The organism is Sphingomonas sp. ABOLG (genome assembly GCF_003950435.1).
GTDB lineage: Bacteria > Pseudomonadota > Alphaproteobacteria > Sphingomonadales > Sphingomonadaceae > Sphingomonas > Sphingomonas panaciterrae.
In genome coordinates, this window is sequence record NZ_QQWW01000004.1 from 263,413 (window position 1) to 279,329 (window position 15,917).

17 protein-coding genes are annotated in these 15,917 nt (G+C 65.6%); 11 read left to right on the forward strand and 6 right to left on the reverse strand.

Annotated elements, in window-relative coordinates; translation table 11 throughout:
* Window positions 1-50: 50 nt before the first annotated feature.
* Entirely contained in the window at window positions 51-1,277 is a 1,227-nt protein-coding gene (locus CA236_RS06885; RefSeq protein WP_125945040.1) for a M20 family metallopeptidase, read from the forward strand.
* Window positions 1,278-1,329: 52 nt separating this feature from the next.
* Here CA236_RS06885 and glmS read toward each other — a convergent pair whose 3' ends face one another.
* Complete coding sequence (glmS, locus tag CA236_RS06890; protein ID WP_125945041.1) at window positions 1,330-3,147, reverse strand: glutamine--fructose-6-phosphate transaminase (isomerizing); 1,818 nt, start codon at window positions 3,145-3,147, stop codon at window positions 1,330-1,332.
* A complete protein-coding gene (gene glmU / locus CA236_RS06895) occupies window positions 3,148-4,503 on the reverse strand; it encodes a bifunctional UDP-N-acetylglucosamine diphosphorylase/glucosamine-1-phosphate N-acetyltransferase GlmU (RefSeq protein ID WP_125945042.1) in 1,356 nt (451 codons plus the stop codon).
* A 60-nt stretch (window positions 4,504-4,563) separates the two neighbouring features.
* Between glmU and CA236_RS06900 the strand changes: the two genes are divergently transcribed.
* Entirely contained in the window at window positions 4,564-5,235 is a 672-nt protein-coding gene (locus CA236_RS06900; protein ID WP_125945043.1) for an HAD hydrolase-like protein, read from the forward strand.
* Entirely contained in the window at window positions 5,235-5,588 is a 354-nt protein-coding gene (locus CA236_RS06905) for a hypothetical protein (RefSeq protein WP_125945044.1), read from the forward strand. Before CA236_RS06900 ends, CA236_RS06905 begins: the two co-directional genes overlap by 1 nt.
* Here CA236_RS06905 and CA236_RS06910 read toward each other — a convergent pair.
* Genes CA236_RS06910 through CA236_RS06925 form a run of 4 tightly spaced genes read right to left on the reverse strand, consistent with a single transcriptional unit; the run spans window position 5,557 to window position 8,080 of the window.
* On the reverse strand, window positions 5,557-6,546 hold the full coding sequence (locus CA236_RS06910) for a nucleotidyltransferase family protein (protein ID WP_241212556.1): 990 nt from the start codon (window positions 6,544-6,546) through the stop codon (window positions 5,557-5,559). The genes CA236_RS06905 and CA236_RS06910 overlap by 32 nt on opposite strands.
* A 29-nt stretch (window positions 6,547-6,575) precedes the next feature.
* The gene (locus CA236_RS06915) at window positions 6,576-7,424 is read right to left on the reverse strand and encodes an HprK-related kinase A (RefSeq protein WP_125945046.1); all 849 of its coding nucleotides are present in this window, start codon (window positions 7,422-7,424) and stop codon (window positions 6,576-6,578) included.
* Window positions 7,421-7,684: an HPr-rel-A system PqqD family peptide chaperone gene (locus tag CA236_RS06920; protein ID WP_046410788.1), complete on the reverse strand. Its 264-nt coding sequence runs from the start codon at window positions 7,682-7,684 to the stop codon at window positions 7,421-7,423. The genes CA236_RS06915 and CA236_RS06920 overlap by 4 nt, the downstream gene beginning before the upstream one ends.
* A 3-nt stretch (window positions 7,685-7,687) precedes the next feature.
* Window positions 7,688-8,080 carry a hypothetical protein gene (locus CA236_RS06925; protein WP_046410790.1) on the reverse strand — a complete coding sequence of 131 codons (393 nt, stop codon included), beginning with the start codon at window positions 8,078-8,080 and terminating at the stop codon, window positions 7,688-7,690.
* A gap of 202 nt (window positions 8,081-8,282) precedes the next feature.
* Here CA236_RS06925 and CA236_RS06930 point away from each other — a divergent pair, with 202 nt between their 5' ends.
* The 8 genes from CA236_RS06930 to CA236_RS06965 all read left to right on the forward strand — a co-directional run bounded on the left by CA236_RS06930 (window position 8,283) and on the right by CA236_RS06965 (window position 15,853).
* Window positions 8,283-9,521: an ATP-binding protein gene (locus CA236_RS06930; protein WP_046410792.1), complete on the forward strand. Its 1,239-nt coding sequence runs from the start codon at window positions 8,283-8,285 to the stop codon at window positions 9,519-9,521.
* A 55-nt stretch (window positions 9,522-9,576) separates the two neighbouring features.
* Complete coding sequence (locus CA236_RS06935) at window positions 9,577-10,620, forward strand: substrate-binding domain-containing protein (protein ID WP_125945047.1); 1,044 nt, start codon at window positions 9,577-9,579, stop codon at window positions 10,618-10,620.
* Window positions 10,617-11,993: a phosphate ABC transporter permease subunit PstC gene (gene pstC / locus CA236_RS06940; protein WP_125945048.1), complete on the forward strand. Its 1,377-nt coding sequence runs from the start codon at window positions 10,617-10,619 to the stop codon at window positions 11,991-11,993. Before CA236_RS06935 ends, pstC begins: the two co-directional genes overlap by 4 nt.
* Window positions 11,986-13,236 (forward strand): phosphate ABC transporter permease PstA, encoded by a 1,251-nt coding sequence (gene pstA / locus CA236_RS06945; protein WP_046410797.1) that lies wholly within the window; start codon window positions 11,986-11,988, stop codon window positions 13,234-13,236. Before pstC ends, pstA begins: the two co-directional genes overlap by 8 nt.
* Window positions 13,233-13,991, forward strand: coding sequence for a phosphate ABC transporter ATP-binding protein PstB (gene pstB, locus CA236_RS06950; protein ID WP_046410798.1), 759 nt, complete (start codon window positions 13,233-13,235; stop codon window positions 13,989-13,991). Before pstA ends, pstB begins: the two co-directional genes overlap by 4 nt.
* Window positions 13,992-14,002: 11 nt before the next feature.
* Window positions 14,003-14,677 carry a phosphate signaling complex protein PhoU gene (phoU, locus tag CA236_RS06955; RefSeq protein ID WP_125945049.1) on the forward strand — a complete coding sequence of 225 codons (675 nt, stop codon included), beginning with the start codon at window positions 14,003-14,005 and terminating at the stop codon, window positions 14,675-14,677.
* Window positions 14,677-15,369 (forward strand): phosphate regulon transcriptional regulator PhoB, encoded by a 693-nt coding sequence (gene phoB, locus CA236_RS06960; RefSeq protein ID WP_125945050.1) that lies wholly within the window; start codon window positions 14,677-14,679, stop codon window positions 15,367-15,369. Before phoU ends, phoB begins: the two co-directional genes overlap by 1 nt.
* Before the next feature lie 154 nt (window positions 15,370-15,523).
* Window positions 15,524-15,853 (forward strand): hypothetical protein, encoded by a 330-nt coding sequence (locus CA236_RS06965; protein WP_125945051.1) that lies wholly within the window; start codon window positions 15,524-15,526, stop codon window positions 15,851-15,853.
* Window positions 15,854-15,917 lie beyond the last annotated feature (64 nt).

The following is a 15,917-nucleotide window of genomic DNA, read 5'->3' on the forward strand; positions in this document are numbered from 1 at the left end:
TTGCGCCGGCGGCGATCCGTTCTAGGTACGAAGCAAGGAAAGGATCGCCCATGAACGCTCCCCTCATCCGTGACGATTGGCAGGCCGCCGGGGTGGCGCAGCTCGACGACACGATCGCCCTGCGACGCGCCATCCATGCCGAGCCAGAGATCGGCCTCCACTGCCCCAAGACGACCTCGAAGCTGAAGGCGGCGCTTGCCGGCCTGCCGCTCGAAATTCACGACAGCACCTCCACCACAGGCTTCATCGCCATCCTTCGCGGCGGCCGTAGCGGCGCGGGCGACAACACCCGCACCGTGCTGTTGCGCGGCGACATGGATGCGCTGCCCCTGTCTGAAGACACCGGCCTGCCCTTCGCCTCCACCATCCCGGGCGCGATGCACGCCTGCGGCCACGACGCCCATTCCGCCATGCTCGCCGGCGCCGCGCGCGCCTTATGCGCGCGCAGGGACGAACTGCCCGGAACGGTGGTCTTCATGTTCCAGCCCGGCGAGGAGGGCCACCATGGCGCCCGCTGGATGATCGATGACGGGTTGCTCAACCTCGCGCGCCCCGACGCCGCCTTCGCGCTCCACATCTTCCCCAACGCGCCCGCCGGTGTGTTCGTCGGACGCGAAGGACCCCTTCTCGCCTCCACCGACACGCTGATCGCGACGATCCGTGGCAAGGGCGGTCACGCCGCCATGCCGCACGATTGCATCGATCCGATCCCGGTCGCTTGCGAGATCGTCACCGCGCTGCAGAGCTTTGTCGCGCGCCGTATCCCGGTGTCTGATCCCGCCGTCCTGACCATCACGCAGATTCACGCCGGCAGCAGCCACAACATCATTCCCGATGAAGTGAAGCTCATGGGAACGCTGCGCACCCTGTCGGATGCGACCCGGGAGAAGGCACGTGCCGCCTTCCATCAGATCGCCGGGAACATCGCTGCGGCGCATGGCTGCGAGGCGGATACCAGGGTCGAGGAAGGCTATCCGGTCACCTTCTGCGACCCGCGCGCGACGGCGATGATCCGTGAACTGTCACAGGACATCTCCGGGGAACGCGGCTGGACGACGATGCCGGCACCGATGATGGGCGGAGAGGATTTCTCCTACGTCCTGCGCGAGATACCGGGGGCCATGGCGTTCATGGGGGTCGCGCCGGAGGGCAGCGATCCGCGCACCAACCCGCCGCTGCACAATGTGAAGATGACGATCGAGGAGCAGGTCATGGCCAGGGGCGTTGCGATGCACTGCGCCCTGGCCGACCGCTTCCTCAATCGTGGTTTCGATTAAGGCTGCGCCGTATTGCCCCTCCCGCCGTTTCTGGCGGCGGGAGGGGCTACGATCATTCCACGGTCACCGATTTGGCAAGGTTACGCGGCTGGTCCACGTCAGTGCCCTTGGCGACTGCGACGTGATACGCCAGCAACTGGACCGGTACCGCATAGACCAAAGGTGCGATCAGCGGATGCACCTTGGGCATTTCGATCGTCGCGATCGTGTTCTCGCCCGCCTGTGCGATACCATCGGCATCAGAGATCAGCACAACCTGAGCGCCGCGTGCCTGCGCCTCCTGCATGTTGCTGACGGTCTTGTCGAACAACGGACCGGACGGCGCGATGACGACCAGCGGCACCGCCTCGTCGATCAAGGCGATCGGCCCGTGCTTCATCTCACCCGATGCGTAACCTTCCGCATGGATGTAGCTGATTTCCTTTAGCTTTAGCGCGCCCTCCAGTGCCAGCGGATATTCCGGTCCGCGGCCCAGGTACAACACGTCGCGCGCAGCTGCGATCTTCGGCGCCATCGCCTCGATCTCGGCATCGTGCGCGAGCGCCATGCTCATGGCCTCGGGCACGTGCTGCAGCTGCTTGACGATCTCCGCCTCGTTCGCCAGCAGGCCACGGGCGCGCGCGAGGTTCGTGGCAAGTGCGGCCATGACCGCGAGCTGACAGGTGAATGCCTTGGTGGAGGCGACACCGATCTCCGGCCCCGCATGCGTCGGCAGCAACAGATCGACCTCACGCGCCATCGAACTGGTCGGCACGTTGATAATACCGCCGGTCGTGACGCCGCCTGCCTTCATGTGGCGCAGAGCAGCAAGCGTGTCCGCGGTCTCGCCCGACTGCGAAATCACCAGACCGAGCGTGTTGGGCAGCAGGACGGGATCACGGTAGCGATATTCGCTCGCCACATCGACCTCGACCGGGATGCGGGCCAGCCCCTCGATCCAATATTTGCCGATCATGCCGACATAGCTGGCCGTGCCGCACGCAACGATGACGACGCGCTCGACCGTCGAAAGGTCGAACTCGATGTCCGGCAGCGAGACCTGCGATTCCAACGGGCGGAGATATGAGCGGAGCGTCTGCGCCACGACGACCGGCTGCTCGTAAATCTCCTTCTGCATGAAGTGGCGATGGTTGCCCTTATCCATTAGCTGGCCGGAAGCGCCGGAGTTGACGATCGGGCGTGACACGCGCTGGTTGGCGCTGTCGTACACCTCGACCTCCTCATGGGTGATGGCAACCCAGTCACCCTCTTCCAGATAGGCGATCCGCTGCGTCAGCGGCGCAAGGGCAAGCGCGTCCGAGCCCAGGAAGTTCTCGCCATCCCCATAGCCGACCGTGAGCGGTGCGCCGAGGCGGGCACCGAGCAGCAGATCCGGGTGTGTGCGGACCATGACGCCCAGCGCAAAGGCGCCATGGAGCCGCGGCAGGACAGCCGCCAGCGCGGCACGCGGCTCTGCGCCATTCTCGACCTCACGGGCGATGAGATGCGCGACGACCTCGCTGTCAGTCTGGCTGAGGAAGGTGCGTCCCTCCGCGATAAGTTCGTCGCGTAAGGGCTTGAAGTTCTCGATGATTCCGTTGTGCACGACAACCACATCGCCAACGATATGGGGGTGTGCGTTGTCCTCGGTCGGTGCGCCGTGCGTCGCCCAGCGGGTGTGCGCAACGCCGCTCTCGCCGCCCAACGGCTCCTCGGCCAGCCGCTGCGCCAGGTTGCGCAGCTTGCCCGGCGCGCGGCGGCGATCGAACGAACCATCAGTCACGGTGCAGATGCCGGCGGAGTCATAGCCACGATATTCCAGCCGCTTCAAACCATCCAGGAGACGATCAGCGGCCGGCTCCTTGCCGATTATTCCAACAATCCCACACATCTATCGAGATTCCTTCCGAGCACGCATCACGTTCCTGAACTTCGCTGCCCAACCGGGCTTTTCGGTCTGCGGCGGTCGCACGAGCGCCAGCGCATCGGCCTCCACATCGCTTGTAACGGTAGATCCCGCTGCCACGATCGCGCCATCGCCGATTGTCACCGGTGCTACCAGTGCCGAGTTCGAGCCGATGAAGGCGCCTGCGCCGATCCGGGTCTTGTACTTGAAGAAGCCATCGTAATTGCACGTGATCGTGCCGGCGCCGATGTTCGCGCCCGCGCCGACCTCCGCGTCGCCGAGGTAGGTCAAATGGTTCGCCTTGGCGCCCTCACCCAGCACCGCCTTCTTCATCTCCACGAAGTTGCCGACGCGTGCGCCCTTTTTCATCACCGCGCCTGGCCGCAGCCGTGCATAGGGGCCAACCGATGCGCCCTCGCCGATCGTCGCGCCTTCGACATGGCTGAATGCGTGGATCACGACCTTGTCGGCCACCGATACGCCAGGGCCGAACACCACATTGGGCTCTACAATGACGTCTCGGCCAACAACCGTGTCGTAGCTGAACCAGACGGTCTCAGGCGCGATGAGGGTGACGCCATCGTCCATCGCCTGCTTGCGCCGGCGTTGCTGCCAGATCAGTTCGAGTGCGGCGAGCTCAGCACGGCTGTTCACGCCGGTCACTTCCTCGGCATCGGTTTCGATGACCGCAGAGGAGCGGCCGTCGGCGCCCGCCAACATCACGATATCCGGCAGATAATATTCGCCAGCAGCATTGGCATTGTCCACGCGCCGCAGCAGATCGAACAGGTCCTCCGATCGAACCGCCATCAAGCCTGAGTTGCAGAGTGTCTCGGCGCGTTCCTCCGCTGAGGCGTCCTTGAACTCCACCATGCGCGCGATACGACCCTCGGCGTCGGCGATCACACGCCCGTAGGCACCCGAATCGGACGGGCGGAAGCCCAGGACGACGACAGCCGGCGCTTCCTCGGCATGCAGGCGATCGATCATCCGGCGCATCGTCGCTTCCGTCACAAGCGGGACGTCGCCGTAGAGGATCAGAACGTCACCGGCGAACCCGGCCAAAGCCTGCTCGGCCTGCTGCACCGCATGGCCAGTGCCAAGCTGCTCCTGCTGCTGCGCGACGGCCACGCCCAGCGGCACCACCGCGGCCTCCACCTGTTCGCGCCCCGCGCCGACGACCACGACGGTTTTTGCCGCGCCCAGCCCCTCCGCCGCAGCCAGCAGATGATGCAGCATCGGCCGCCCCGCGAGAGGATGGAGCACCTTGTGCGTGTCAGATTTCATCCGCGTGCCCTTGCCAGCGGCAAGCACGATTACGGCGAGAGGTCGGCTCGTCATGGCGCGCCTGTGCCATCGTCGGCTTGCCAATTCCATAGCGAGCCGTCACCGCGCATGACGATGGAACGATTTCACTTCGACACGGTCGGTTTCGACCTCGACGGCACGTTGATCGACACAAGCGGTGACCTGGCTGCGGCGGTCAATCACGCGCTGGCGCAGGACGGCCGGCCGCCGCTCAGCGTCGACGCGATCAAGCCCATGATCGGGGGTGGCGCACGCCATATGCTCGCCCAGGGGCTGGCCGCGACCGGCGGGGGTGCCGACCCCCTTCTTGATCAGCTGCACCGTGTCTTGCTCGAGTATTACGAGGCCAACATCTACGTTCACAGCGTACCGTTTCCCGGCGCTTTGCGGGCGCTGGACGAACTTGCACGAAGGGGCGTGCAGGTCGCGGTCGTCACCAACAAACTCGAGCCTTTCGCGCTTGAGGTACTCCGCGACGCCGGCCTGCTTGATCGGCTGACCTGCGTCATCGGCGGGGATACGCTGGGACCAGGCAAGTCAAAGCCGGCGGCCGATCCGATTCTCGAAATGATCCGGCGATCAGGCGGCGGAACGGCAGCATTCGTCGGGGATTCGATCTACGATGTCGCCGCGGCCCATGCGGCGGGCATTCCGGCGATCGCCTGCCGCTTCGGCTTTCTGATGCAACCGGTGGAAGAACTGGGCGCCAACGCGATCATCGATCATTTCGACGAGCTCATCCCAGCGTTGAACGGACTGCGGTAATGGCAGCACCCCGATTGATCTGGCGGCTGATCCTTCTGGCCGCCCTCGTGTTTGCGGTGACCATGGCGGTGCTGCCGCACCCGCCGAAAGTGCCGATCGATAGCGACAAATATCAGCACATGCTCGCGTTCGGCACGCTGACGATCCTGTCAGTCCTCGCATTTCCACAGACACCGTTGCTGCGGATTGGCGAGCGGCTGTCCTTTCTCGGCGCGATGATCGAAGTGGTTCAGTCGATCCCTGCGCTTCACCGCGACTGCGACATCATGGACTGGGTCGCCGACACCGCGGTCATCACCGGCGTGCTTGTCGTGGTGGCGATCAGCCGACGGCTCCGTTCTTCCGCCACTTGATCCACAAGTGCCGCGCCAGCATCAGCGGCGGCATCCGCAGCGCGTGGGAGCGGACGTAAAACGTCAGCCGGGTGGCAGGGTGGATGGCGCGACCCCAGCCATCGCGACCGAGCAATCGTCGCAGGTACAGCCGGTCGGTCACTTCCTTCCGGCGAAACGCAAGCGGCACGGGCGTGTCGAACAAGCGATGTGTCAGGCGAAGTGCGCGCGCCAGGACCGGGGAGACGCCATGGTCCCGCGCCCGGGCCGTAAGCCGATCCCAATAGCCGGGATCGTCATCGGCGAACTCACGCAACAGACGATCGATGTCCCACAGGTTGCGCAGCCCACCGGCGAGATCGCCATCCGCCAACAGGTGAATGGCGGCGTGCAGCACGACATCCTCGTTCGACAGCATTGCCAGACCATTGCCCAACGGCCGCGCTCCCTCCAGCAATAGCGCAGCATCTGGTCGCAGCCGTGCCGTTAACGGCAGGATCGTGTGGTGCACGTCGATCATCCGGTCGCGCTCGGGATGGATCATGGGGGGCAGTTCATGCATCCACCGCCGGTAGTAGCTGTCGTCATAGGGATCGGGCTTCACCCACGCCCATCCTTGCGCCAGCAGCGCCGCCTCAACGTCTGCGAGCGCGGCAGCGGGAACGAGTATGTCGAGATCGCCGATCGCTCGTCCGCTTCCCGCCGCAAGGCCGGCGGCGGCAAAGGCCGTGCCCTTCAGCAGGATCAGTGGCGCCACGACGCCTTCCAGCGCCCGGCGCGCCATTTCCGCTTCCCATAACGCCTGCCGACGCCCCTCCAAGGCGGTCGCCCTGGCATCGGCCAGGATGGCGGCCACGCGCGGCGGGGCCAGATCGCCGACGCGGCAGGCCAGCGTACCCATCATCTGCTCGGCCAGCGCCACGGACAATAGCGCCGTCCACCTTTGGTCATCGAGGCCCGAGGCACGTGATGGATCCACGAGGACGGCGACCAGGTCGCGCGCCGCGCTCACCAGAGATCCTCGATCATCGACGCTGCGGTCTCAATATTGGGATAGTCGATCGCCGCGCGAATCACACCGGTCACCAGTCCGGTTAGCGCGCGATAGCCGCGCTCGCCCAAGCCCACATAATTGGTCGAAGCCTGCGTCAGCCTGACGAACGCTTCCCCTGCCCCCACGGGCCGCTGATCAGCCGCGTGGCCAAAGCGCGGAAACAGCAACAGCGCCGGCGGCGCGGGAACGTTCGCCATCGCCAGTGCCGCGGTCTCGGGAACGAGATGCTGGATCGTGCCCTTGGGCGTGTCCGTCATCGCCGGTCCCCAGCGGCCATCCGGTAGCGCCGCCTTCACGACCGGGATTGCAGCATTCTTCACGCTCACCGGCCGCGGGAATGGCCATATCGCCCCGGTATCCGGATCGACGAGGACGAACTCATCGGCCATCAGCCGCCATCCGCGCGCCTGCAGCAGCGCCGCGAGGGTCGACTTGCCGGCTCCTGACTCGCCGGTCATGACCACTGCCCGTCCGTCGCGCTCCACCGCAGCGGCGTGGAGCAGGAGGAAGCGGCGCAGCCCCAGCGCCAATTGCAGGTTCATCGCCATCTCCGCCGCCAGCAACCCCTGCGGCAAGGGGAGCGGGGCGGCATCCGGAATGACGAAGTCGCCGGCGATGCGCACGGCGGGGCGAAGGAACCGGCGCCAGGGCCGCGATGGCTCAAGACGAACGGTAAAATCAGGCACCGACACGTCGGTCGGATAGTCGCGGTACAGCGTACGCATCTGATCAAGCGGCCGCCGCCATGCCGATCCAATCCGAAAGCTGACCGGTCCAACCTGAACGCGGAATTCGCTGGTCATGCGCGCTCGATCAAGCCGGTGACCGCAAGCTCATCAAGGAGCGCGATCAGTTCCGCGCGACCGCCTTCCACGATGTCGAACGCGGCCTCAATCTCGGCAATCGCCATCCAGCGCCCGGCAAGTACCTCCAGCACCTCAGGCACTGGCGATGCCACCAGGTGCGTCATGCCGGATGTACGGTGAAACAGCGCTACGATGTCGTCCAGCGGCGTGACGATCAGGTCGGCCGCCGGCGGCGCGCGATAGCGCGTCGCGTCCACTGGCTACCGCCGCGGCATCTGCAACGAGGCAAAACAGGTGAACCCCGTCGTTCCGCTCCGCAGGCTCTGGACATATTTCAGATAGGCGCGGCTGCGTTCGTAATCGACACCCGGCAGGTTGCCGCCAGACGCCAGCGCGCGCCGAATGTCCTCGCCCCTGAGCGGTCGGCCGGGCGGCGCATAGGCGCCCGGGGTGCCCGGCGGTACCACCTTGCCATTCTTATCGATGAAGCTGCCCGCGCGGCCCGGATCGGGAACGGGAATATCGCACGTCATCACCGAGCCGTAGGCTTGCGCCATTGCCGGGCGGATCGACACGATCGCCACCGCGCCAACGGCACCCAGGCGCAGGGCGCGTCGCCGCCCGGGCTGCTCGGGTTGATCCTGATCGCTCATGACGGGCACCTATCCACGACCGAGCCCTTCCATAATCCTAATGCCGGCACAAGCATCGCCGCGGCAGCGTGTCGTAGCGGGACACTGCCGGCGCGCCCCGCCAGCACCCTCGTACGTCGCGCGGCGCTCACCAGCGTGCTGGACAATCGTTCTTTCGCGTCCATAACTGACCGCAACTGCGTCATTCGCCGCCAAGGGACCTATGGACGAGATCATCTCTCCACGCGGCTGGACCGCGCTTGCCATCGTCGTTGTCACCGCCGTCATTCTAGGCGTCATCGGTGCGGGACTGGATGCTGTGGCGGTCAGCATCGTCGGCGGCATTGTCGCGGTGCTGACGATGACGGGCGGCGGCCAGCATGCGGGCGAACATCCTGCCGGATCGACCACGCCCGCGCCGTTTGGCGAAATCGAGCCGGTGCTGGATGCGCTGGCCGAGCCGATCCTCATCCTGGAGGGGCCACGGGTCGCCCACGCCAACAAGGCGGCCCGCGCATTGCTGGGCGCGCATATTATCGGCGAGGACGCGCGCACCGGCATCCGCCATCCGGCCGCCGCACGGCTGCTTGGCGAGGATGCCGCCGACGCCGTCGCGTCGCTCGCGGGCCTCGGCGCGCCGGATCAGCGCTGGGAAATGCGCCTTGCCCCGTTCAGCGACGGTCGCCGCCTCGTCCATCTTTCCGACCGCAGCGGCAGCCATGCCGCAGAGCGGATGCGGGTGGATTTCGTCGCCAATGCCAGCCATGAGCTGCGCACTCCCCTCGCCTCGATCCTCGGCTATGTCGAAACGCTCGCCGACACCGCGGGCGAGGATCCGGTAACGCGCGCCCGCTTCCTCAAGATCGTTTTCGACGAGGCGCAGCGAATGGATAGGCTGGTCGACGATCTGATGAGCCTGTCTCGGATCGAGGCCGACAAGTACCGTGCACCCGCCAGTTCGATCGACCTCGCGGCCCTGGTCGACAGGACGCAGCAGGAGCTTGCCGATGCGCATGACGGCCGCGGCAAGGACATCATCCTTGAACACGATCCGGGCGAGATCATGGTGCAGGGCGATGCCGCGCAGCTTTCCCAACTGCTGCACAATCTGATCGGCAATGCGATGAAATATGGTCGGCCCGGCACGCCGATCCGCGTCTCGATCACCCGGGCCGACGACATGGTTCGGCTGGTCGTCGCCGACCAAGGGGAAGGCATCCCGCCCCAGCACCTGCCGCGGCTTACCGAACGCTTCTACCGTGTCGATCCGGGCCGTAGCCGCTCGATCGGCGGGACGGGTCTGGGCCTGGCAATCGTCAAGCATATCGTGGAGCGCCATCGCGGCCGGCTCGATATCGCCAGCCAGGTCGGCGAGGGTACCCGCGTCACGGTCATGCTGCGTGCGGCAGGTTCCGTTACTCTACCGATTGATGCGCCGGGAGCCGCTGTCATCAAGCAGTAATGCTCGTGTCACACAGGCGCGAACGCCGCGTCGTGCGGCGCTCTCGGGATGTTGAATGATTCGCGCCGCTGTGATCGTCGCGCTGCTTGCGCTCTCTTCCGCCTGCCATGACCAGGCCAGCGGTGGTGCTGGCGCGCGCGCGCAGATCAAGGCGGTGGGATCGTCCACCGTCTATCCGTTCACGACCATCGCGGCCGAGCAATATCTGGCCAACAATCCGGATGCGCGCCCGCCGGTAATCGAATCCACCGGCACTGGCGCTGGCATGCGCCTGTTCTGCGCCGGGATCGGCGCCGCTTACCCCGACATCGTCAACGCCTCTCGCCGGATGAAGCGCAGCGAGTTCGAGGACTGCCTGCGCCACGGCGCAAAGGAGATCCTGGAGGTGCAGATCGGCATCGATGGCGTCGCCTTTGCCGAAGCGAAGAACGGGCCCAAGATGGCGCTTACCTCGGCGGACCTTTACCGGGCGCTCGCCGCTACGCCGGGGGGCAAGCCCAACCGCTATCGCACCTGGCGGGACGTCAATCCGGCGTTGCCGGCCATTCCGATCCAGATTTACGGTCCGCCATCGACTAGCGGCACACGCGATGCGTTGGCGGAGCTCATCATGGCGCAGGGCTGCCTCGACACCGATCCCGAAGCGCGGCGGCTGAAGGAGACGGATGAGGATGGGTTCAAGGCACGCTGCCAGCGCGTGCGCGAGGACGGCGCCTATATCGACGCCGGCGAGAACGATAATCTCATCGTGCAGAAACTGACCGCCAATCCCAATGCGATCGGCGTGTTCGGCTATTCCTATCTGGAAGAGAATGGAGGATCGGTCGTGGGTGTGCCGATCGGCGGCGTTGCGCCGACCACCGAGACCATCGTCGACGGCCGCTATCCCGGCGCCCGGCCGCTCTACATCTACGTCAAGAAGCAGCACATGGACGCCGTGCCCGGGCTCCGCGCCTTTGTGCAGCAATATACCGGCCTTTGGGGTGCCGGCGGGCCGCTCGCGCGTCGCGGCCTGATCGCTGCGCCTGCCGAGGTCCAGCAGCAGTCGGCCGACCTGGTTCGCACCGAAACCCCCATGGCGTCGGACGCACTGAAATGAGCGCTGGCGCATTGCTGTTCGTCATTGTCGCGTTGGGCCTGATCGCCTGGTTTGTCGCGCGCGCCCGCGCCGCGGCCTTCCGCGTGGGCGACACGCAGCGCTTCAGTGCGCTGCCCGGCCACCACGCGTCCTATGTGGCGCTCTGGACCTTGGTGCCGGCGCTCGTCTTCCTCGGCATCTGGTGGTTCGTGTCGCCGGCACTGGTCACCGATGCGGTGCTGGCGACGCCCGCCGCGGCCGCTCTGCCAGCGGCAGGCTTCGAGCGTGCGGCGATCCTCTCGGAAGCGCGCAACCTGTCGCGCGGTGAGGCATTTGGCGCGTTCCACGATCTGGCGGAGGTGCTCGCCCCAGCCTACGCCAGCGCGCAAAGCCGCTACAATTGGATCGGCACGATCTTGGCGGCGGTGCTCGCCTTCGCCGGCTTCGCCTATGCCTTTGCGCGGGTACGGCCGGGCTTTGCCGCCCGGACGCAGGTGGAGCGCATCGTCATGCTGCTCCTCCTGCTGGCGTCGCTGATCGCTATCCTGACCACCGTCGGCATCGTCGGCAGCCTGTTGTTCGAAAGCGCGCGCTTCTTCTCGATCGTGCCGATCACCGATTTCCTGTTCGGCACCCACTGGTCGCCGCAGGTCATCGACCCGCGCGATCCCGGCGCGAGCCTCGGCGCCGTGCCGTTGTTCTGGGGCACCTTCTTCATCGGCGCGGTGATCGCGATGCTGGTGGCGATCCCGTTCGGCCTGATGAGCGCCATCTACCTGACGCAATATGCCCGCCCGGCGACCCGGCGGTGGATGAAGCCGGTCCTCGAGGTGCTCGCCGGTGTGCCCACCGTCGTGTACGGCTATTTCGCCGCGCTGACCGTCGCGCCCGCGGTGCGCGATTTTGCCGTGTCGATCGGCATCACCTGGGCGAGCAGCGAAAGCGCGCTCGCCGCAGGGCTCGTCATGGGCGTCATGATCATCCCGTTCGTGTCGTCCATGGCCGACGATTCGCTGGCCGCGGTGCCCGGTTCGATGCGCGACGGCAGTCTGGCGCTGGGTGCAACCCCCTCCGAAACGATCAGCCGCGTGCTGGTGCCGGCCGCGCTGCCGGGAATCGTGGGCGGCGTGCTTCTGGCGGTGAGCCGGGCGATCGGCGAGACCATGATCGTCGTCATGGCCGCCTCTGGCGTCGCGCAACTCACGCTCAACCCGTTCGCCAGCACCACCACCGTGACCAAGCAGATCGTCGACCTGCTGACCGGCGAAGCGGAATTCGACAGCGCAAAGACGCTGGCAGCCTTCGCGCTGGGCCTGACGCTGTTTGTCGTCACGCTGCTGCTCAACATTTTCGCCCTCATGATCGTGCGGAGGTACCGCGAGGCTTATGACTGATCGCGCGCCCACCGACTGGCGGACCGACGCCATGCGGCGCCGGATTGCCCGCCGCTACCGCTCCGAACGTCGCTTTCGCGCGCTTGGCCTTGGCGCCATCATCATGTCGGCTGGATTCCTGGCCTTCCTGATCGTGACCATGCTGGCGCAGGGGCTGGGCGGGTTTACCGAGACGCGTCTCGCGTTGCCGATCAATTTCGCCGCCGCTGACCTGCAGGTGCAGCCGGATCAGCTGCGCGGCAATCGCGCCGATCTGGCCCTTGCCGGCGCCGGGCTGGAAAGTGTCGTCGATGCGGCCGCGACCGCGGCGTTCCCGCGCGAGGGCGGCGCTGCGCTGCTGTCCGACGGCGCCTGGTTGCGGGTGCGCGATGCGGTGAAGGCGAATCCTGCCCTGCTGCGCGGCACCGCCGTGGTCGAAGTGCCCGTCGCCAGCGATATCGACATGGCGTTCAAGGGCGATGGCACCCCCGCCGCCCGAAAGACCGTCACTGCGCTCGGCGATCATTTGTCGCGCGGGATCAACTGGGACTTCTTCGTCAATGCCGACGCGACCGATCCGACCCGCGTGGGGATCTGGGGCGCGCTCAAGGGCTCCCTATTGACAATGCTGGTCACGCTGTCGCTCGCGTTTCCCATTGGTGTTCTTTCCGCGCTGTACCTTGAGGAATATGCGCCCAAGAACCGTTGGACCGACCTTATCGAGGTATCGATCAACAATCTGGCCGCCGTCCCCTCGATCATCTTCGGGTTGCTTGGACTGGCGGTGTTTCTGGGCACCTTCGGACTGCCGCGATCGGCGCCGATCGTCGGTGGGCTTACCCTCGCGCTGATGACCATGCCGGTGATCGTCATCGCGGGCCGGAACGCGATCAAGGGGGTGCCGCCGTCGATCCGCGACGCCGCGCTCGGCATCGGCGCCAGCCCGGTACAGGTGGTCTTTCACCACGTCCTGCCGCTCGCGCTACCCGGCATCCTGACCGGCACCATCATCGGCATGGCGCGTGCGCTTGGCGAAACGGCACCGCTGCTGATGATCGGGATGCGCGCATTCATCGCCGCCCCGCCGCAGGGCCTGACCGATCCCGCCACCGTGCTTCCGGTTCAGATCTTCCTCTGGTCCGACGAAGTCGCGCGCGGCTTCGTGGAAAAGACATCTGCCGCTATCATCGTCCTGTTGGTCGTGCTGCTCTCGATGAACGGCCTGGCCATCTATCTTCGCAACCGCTTCGAGACCCGCTGGTGACCCACAAGATCACGGCCCGTGACGTCAACGTCTTCTACGGTGACAAACAGGCAATCCGTCACGTATCGATCGATATCGATCAGGAGGATGTGACTGCCTTCATCGGCCCATCGGGCTGCGGCAAGTCGACCTTCCTCCGTACGCTCAATCGCATGAACGACACGGTTCCGAACGCACGGGTCGAGGGCGACATCCGGCTGGACGGGGAGGACATTTATTCCAAGGACATGGACGTCGTTCAGCTGCGCGCCCGTGTTGGCATGGTGTTCCAGAAGCCCAATCCGTTCCCGAAGTCGATCTACGAGAATGTCGCTTATGGCCCGCGCATTCATGGGCTGGCGAGCGGCAGGGCCGATCTCGACCGGATCGTCGAACAGTCGCTGACCCGGACCGGCCTGTGGAACGAGGTCAAGGATCGCCTGCAGGACAGTGGCACCGCTTTGTCCGGCGGGCAGCAGCAGCGGCTGTGCATCGCCCGCGCCATTGCCGTCGATCCGGAGGTGATCCTGATGGACGAGCCGTGCAGCGCGCTCGATCCGATCGCCACCGCCCGGATCGAGGAACTGATCCACGATCTGCGCGGCCGGTACGCGATCGTGATCGTCACGCACAACATGCAGCAGGCGGCGCGCGTCAGCCAGAAAACCGCCTTCTTCCACCTTGGTGAACTGGTGGAATATGGCGATACCAACAACATCTTCACCAACCCGCGCGAACAGCGCACCACCGATTATATCACTGGCCGCTACGGCTAAGGGACGGGGCTATGCCAGAGCATACGGTAAAGGCGTTCGACGAGGATATCGGCCGGCTGCGCGGGCTGATCAGCCAGATGGGCGGTCTTGCCGAACAGGCGATCGATCGCGCGATGCGCGCGCTCCAGCGCGGCGATCTCGAACTCGCCAAGCGCGTCCGCAAGGACGACAAGCAGATCGACGCGATCGAGGCGGAGGTTGAGCGGCTGGCAGTGCGCATCATCGCGCTGCGCGCGCCGATGGCCAACGACCTTCGCGAAGTGGTCGCCGCACTGAAGATCGCGGCCGTGGTCGAGCGGATCGGCGACTATGCCAAGAACATCGCCAAGCGCGTGCCGATGATCGAGGGCGAGCATCGGATCGAGCCCATTTCCGTCATTCAGGCGATGGCGCGCATGGCAGCGGAAATGGTGCACGACGTGCTCGACGCCTTCGCCGCGCGCGATGCCGCCGCGGCGGTCGAGATCTGTGAGCGCGACAAGGCGCTGGACGATTTCTACGATGCGATCTTCCGCACCCTCGTCACTCACATGGTCGAAAACCCCAAGACCATCAGCGAGGTCGCGCACCTCCTGTTCGTCGCCAAGAACCTGGAACGGGTCGGCGACCATGCCACCAACGTTGCAGAAATGGTGTATTTCGCCGCCACTGGTACCCAGATGGCTGATCGCGAAAAGGGGGAATGATGCCGCGCGCACGCATGCTCTTGGTCGAGGACGACGCCGCACTCGCCGAACTGCTGGTCTGGCATTTCAAGCGCGAGGATTTCGACGTCGTCCACACGATCGACGGGGAAGAAGCGCTGCTCCTGGCACGCGAGAAGGTGCCCGACATCGTTCTCCTCGACTGGATGGTGGAGGGCCTGTCCGGCATCGAGGTGTGCCGCCGACTGCGCCGCAATGCCGAAACCGCCAACGTTCCGATCATCATGCTCACCGCACGCGGCGAGGAGGAGGATCGCATCCGCGGGCTAGAAACCGGCGCGGATGATTATGTTACCAAGCCGTTCAGCCCGCGCGAGCTGGTGGCGCGCGTCTCGGCCGTGCTCCGTCGCGTCCGCCCTGCGCTGGCTGGCGAGGCCCTGACCTATGCGGACCTCGAGATGGACACCGTCGGCCACAAGGTACGCCGCAGCGGGGAGGTTATTCCCCTTGGTCCCACCGAATTCCGGCTGCTGAAGCACTTCCTGGAACATCCCGGCCACGTCTTCTCACGTGAACGGCTGCTCGACAGCGTCTGGGGGCATGACAGCGATATCGAGAGCCGCACCGTCGATGTTCACATCCGGCGGTTGCGCAAGGCGATCAACGAAGGTGGCCGGCCTGACATCATCCGCACGGTAAGATCGGCCGGTTATGCGCTGGATGCAGGCCAATAGTCGCCGAAAGCAGGCCGATTATCGCCGCGGAATAGGGACTTTCCCTAGGGTTTGGACGTCGAATCGCCAGCGAAACAAAGGATACATCTTCCCCCCGGCGCGTTTTGTGTGCTGCGTTTGTACGCAATTGAGCGTCTTTTCAGGAGATTTCCTCATGAAGTCCTTCCTTCTCGCCGCGGCCGCCCTCATCGCCGCTCCCGCGATTGCCCAGGATCAGTCGGCGATGGCGGATCAGGCCCCCACCGCCCAGACCGGCGCGGTTCAGACCAGCACTGATCCCAACGGCATGCGCATCATCGAAACCCCGGGTGGCTATGAGCCCGCTGGCTCGCCGCTGAAGGGCACGCCGGAGCCGGGCTCAAAGGTCGTGTTCCAGCCTGCGCCGCCACCGTCGGTCGCCTTCCCGCCGCCCCCGCCGCTGCCGAGCTATCCGCCATGCAAGAAGGGACAGTTCAACAATTGCATGCAGCGCGGCGGCAAGTGATCGTCTGAGCGGAAGGTCTACCCGACGGGCAGTTGCACCCGTTTGAATGTCGAGTATGGGAGGG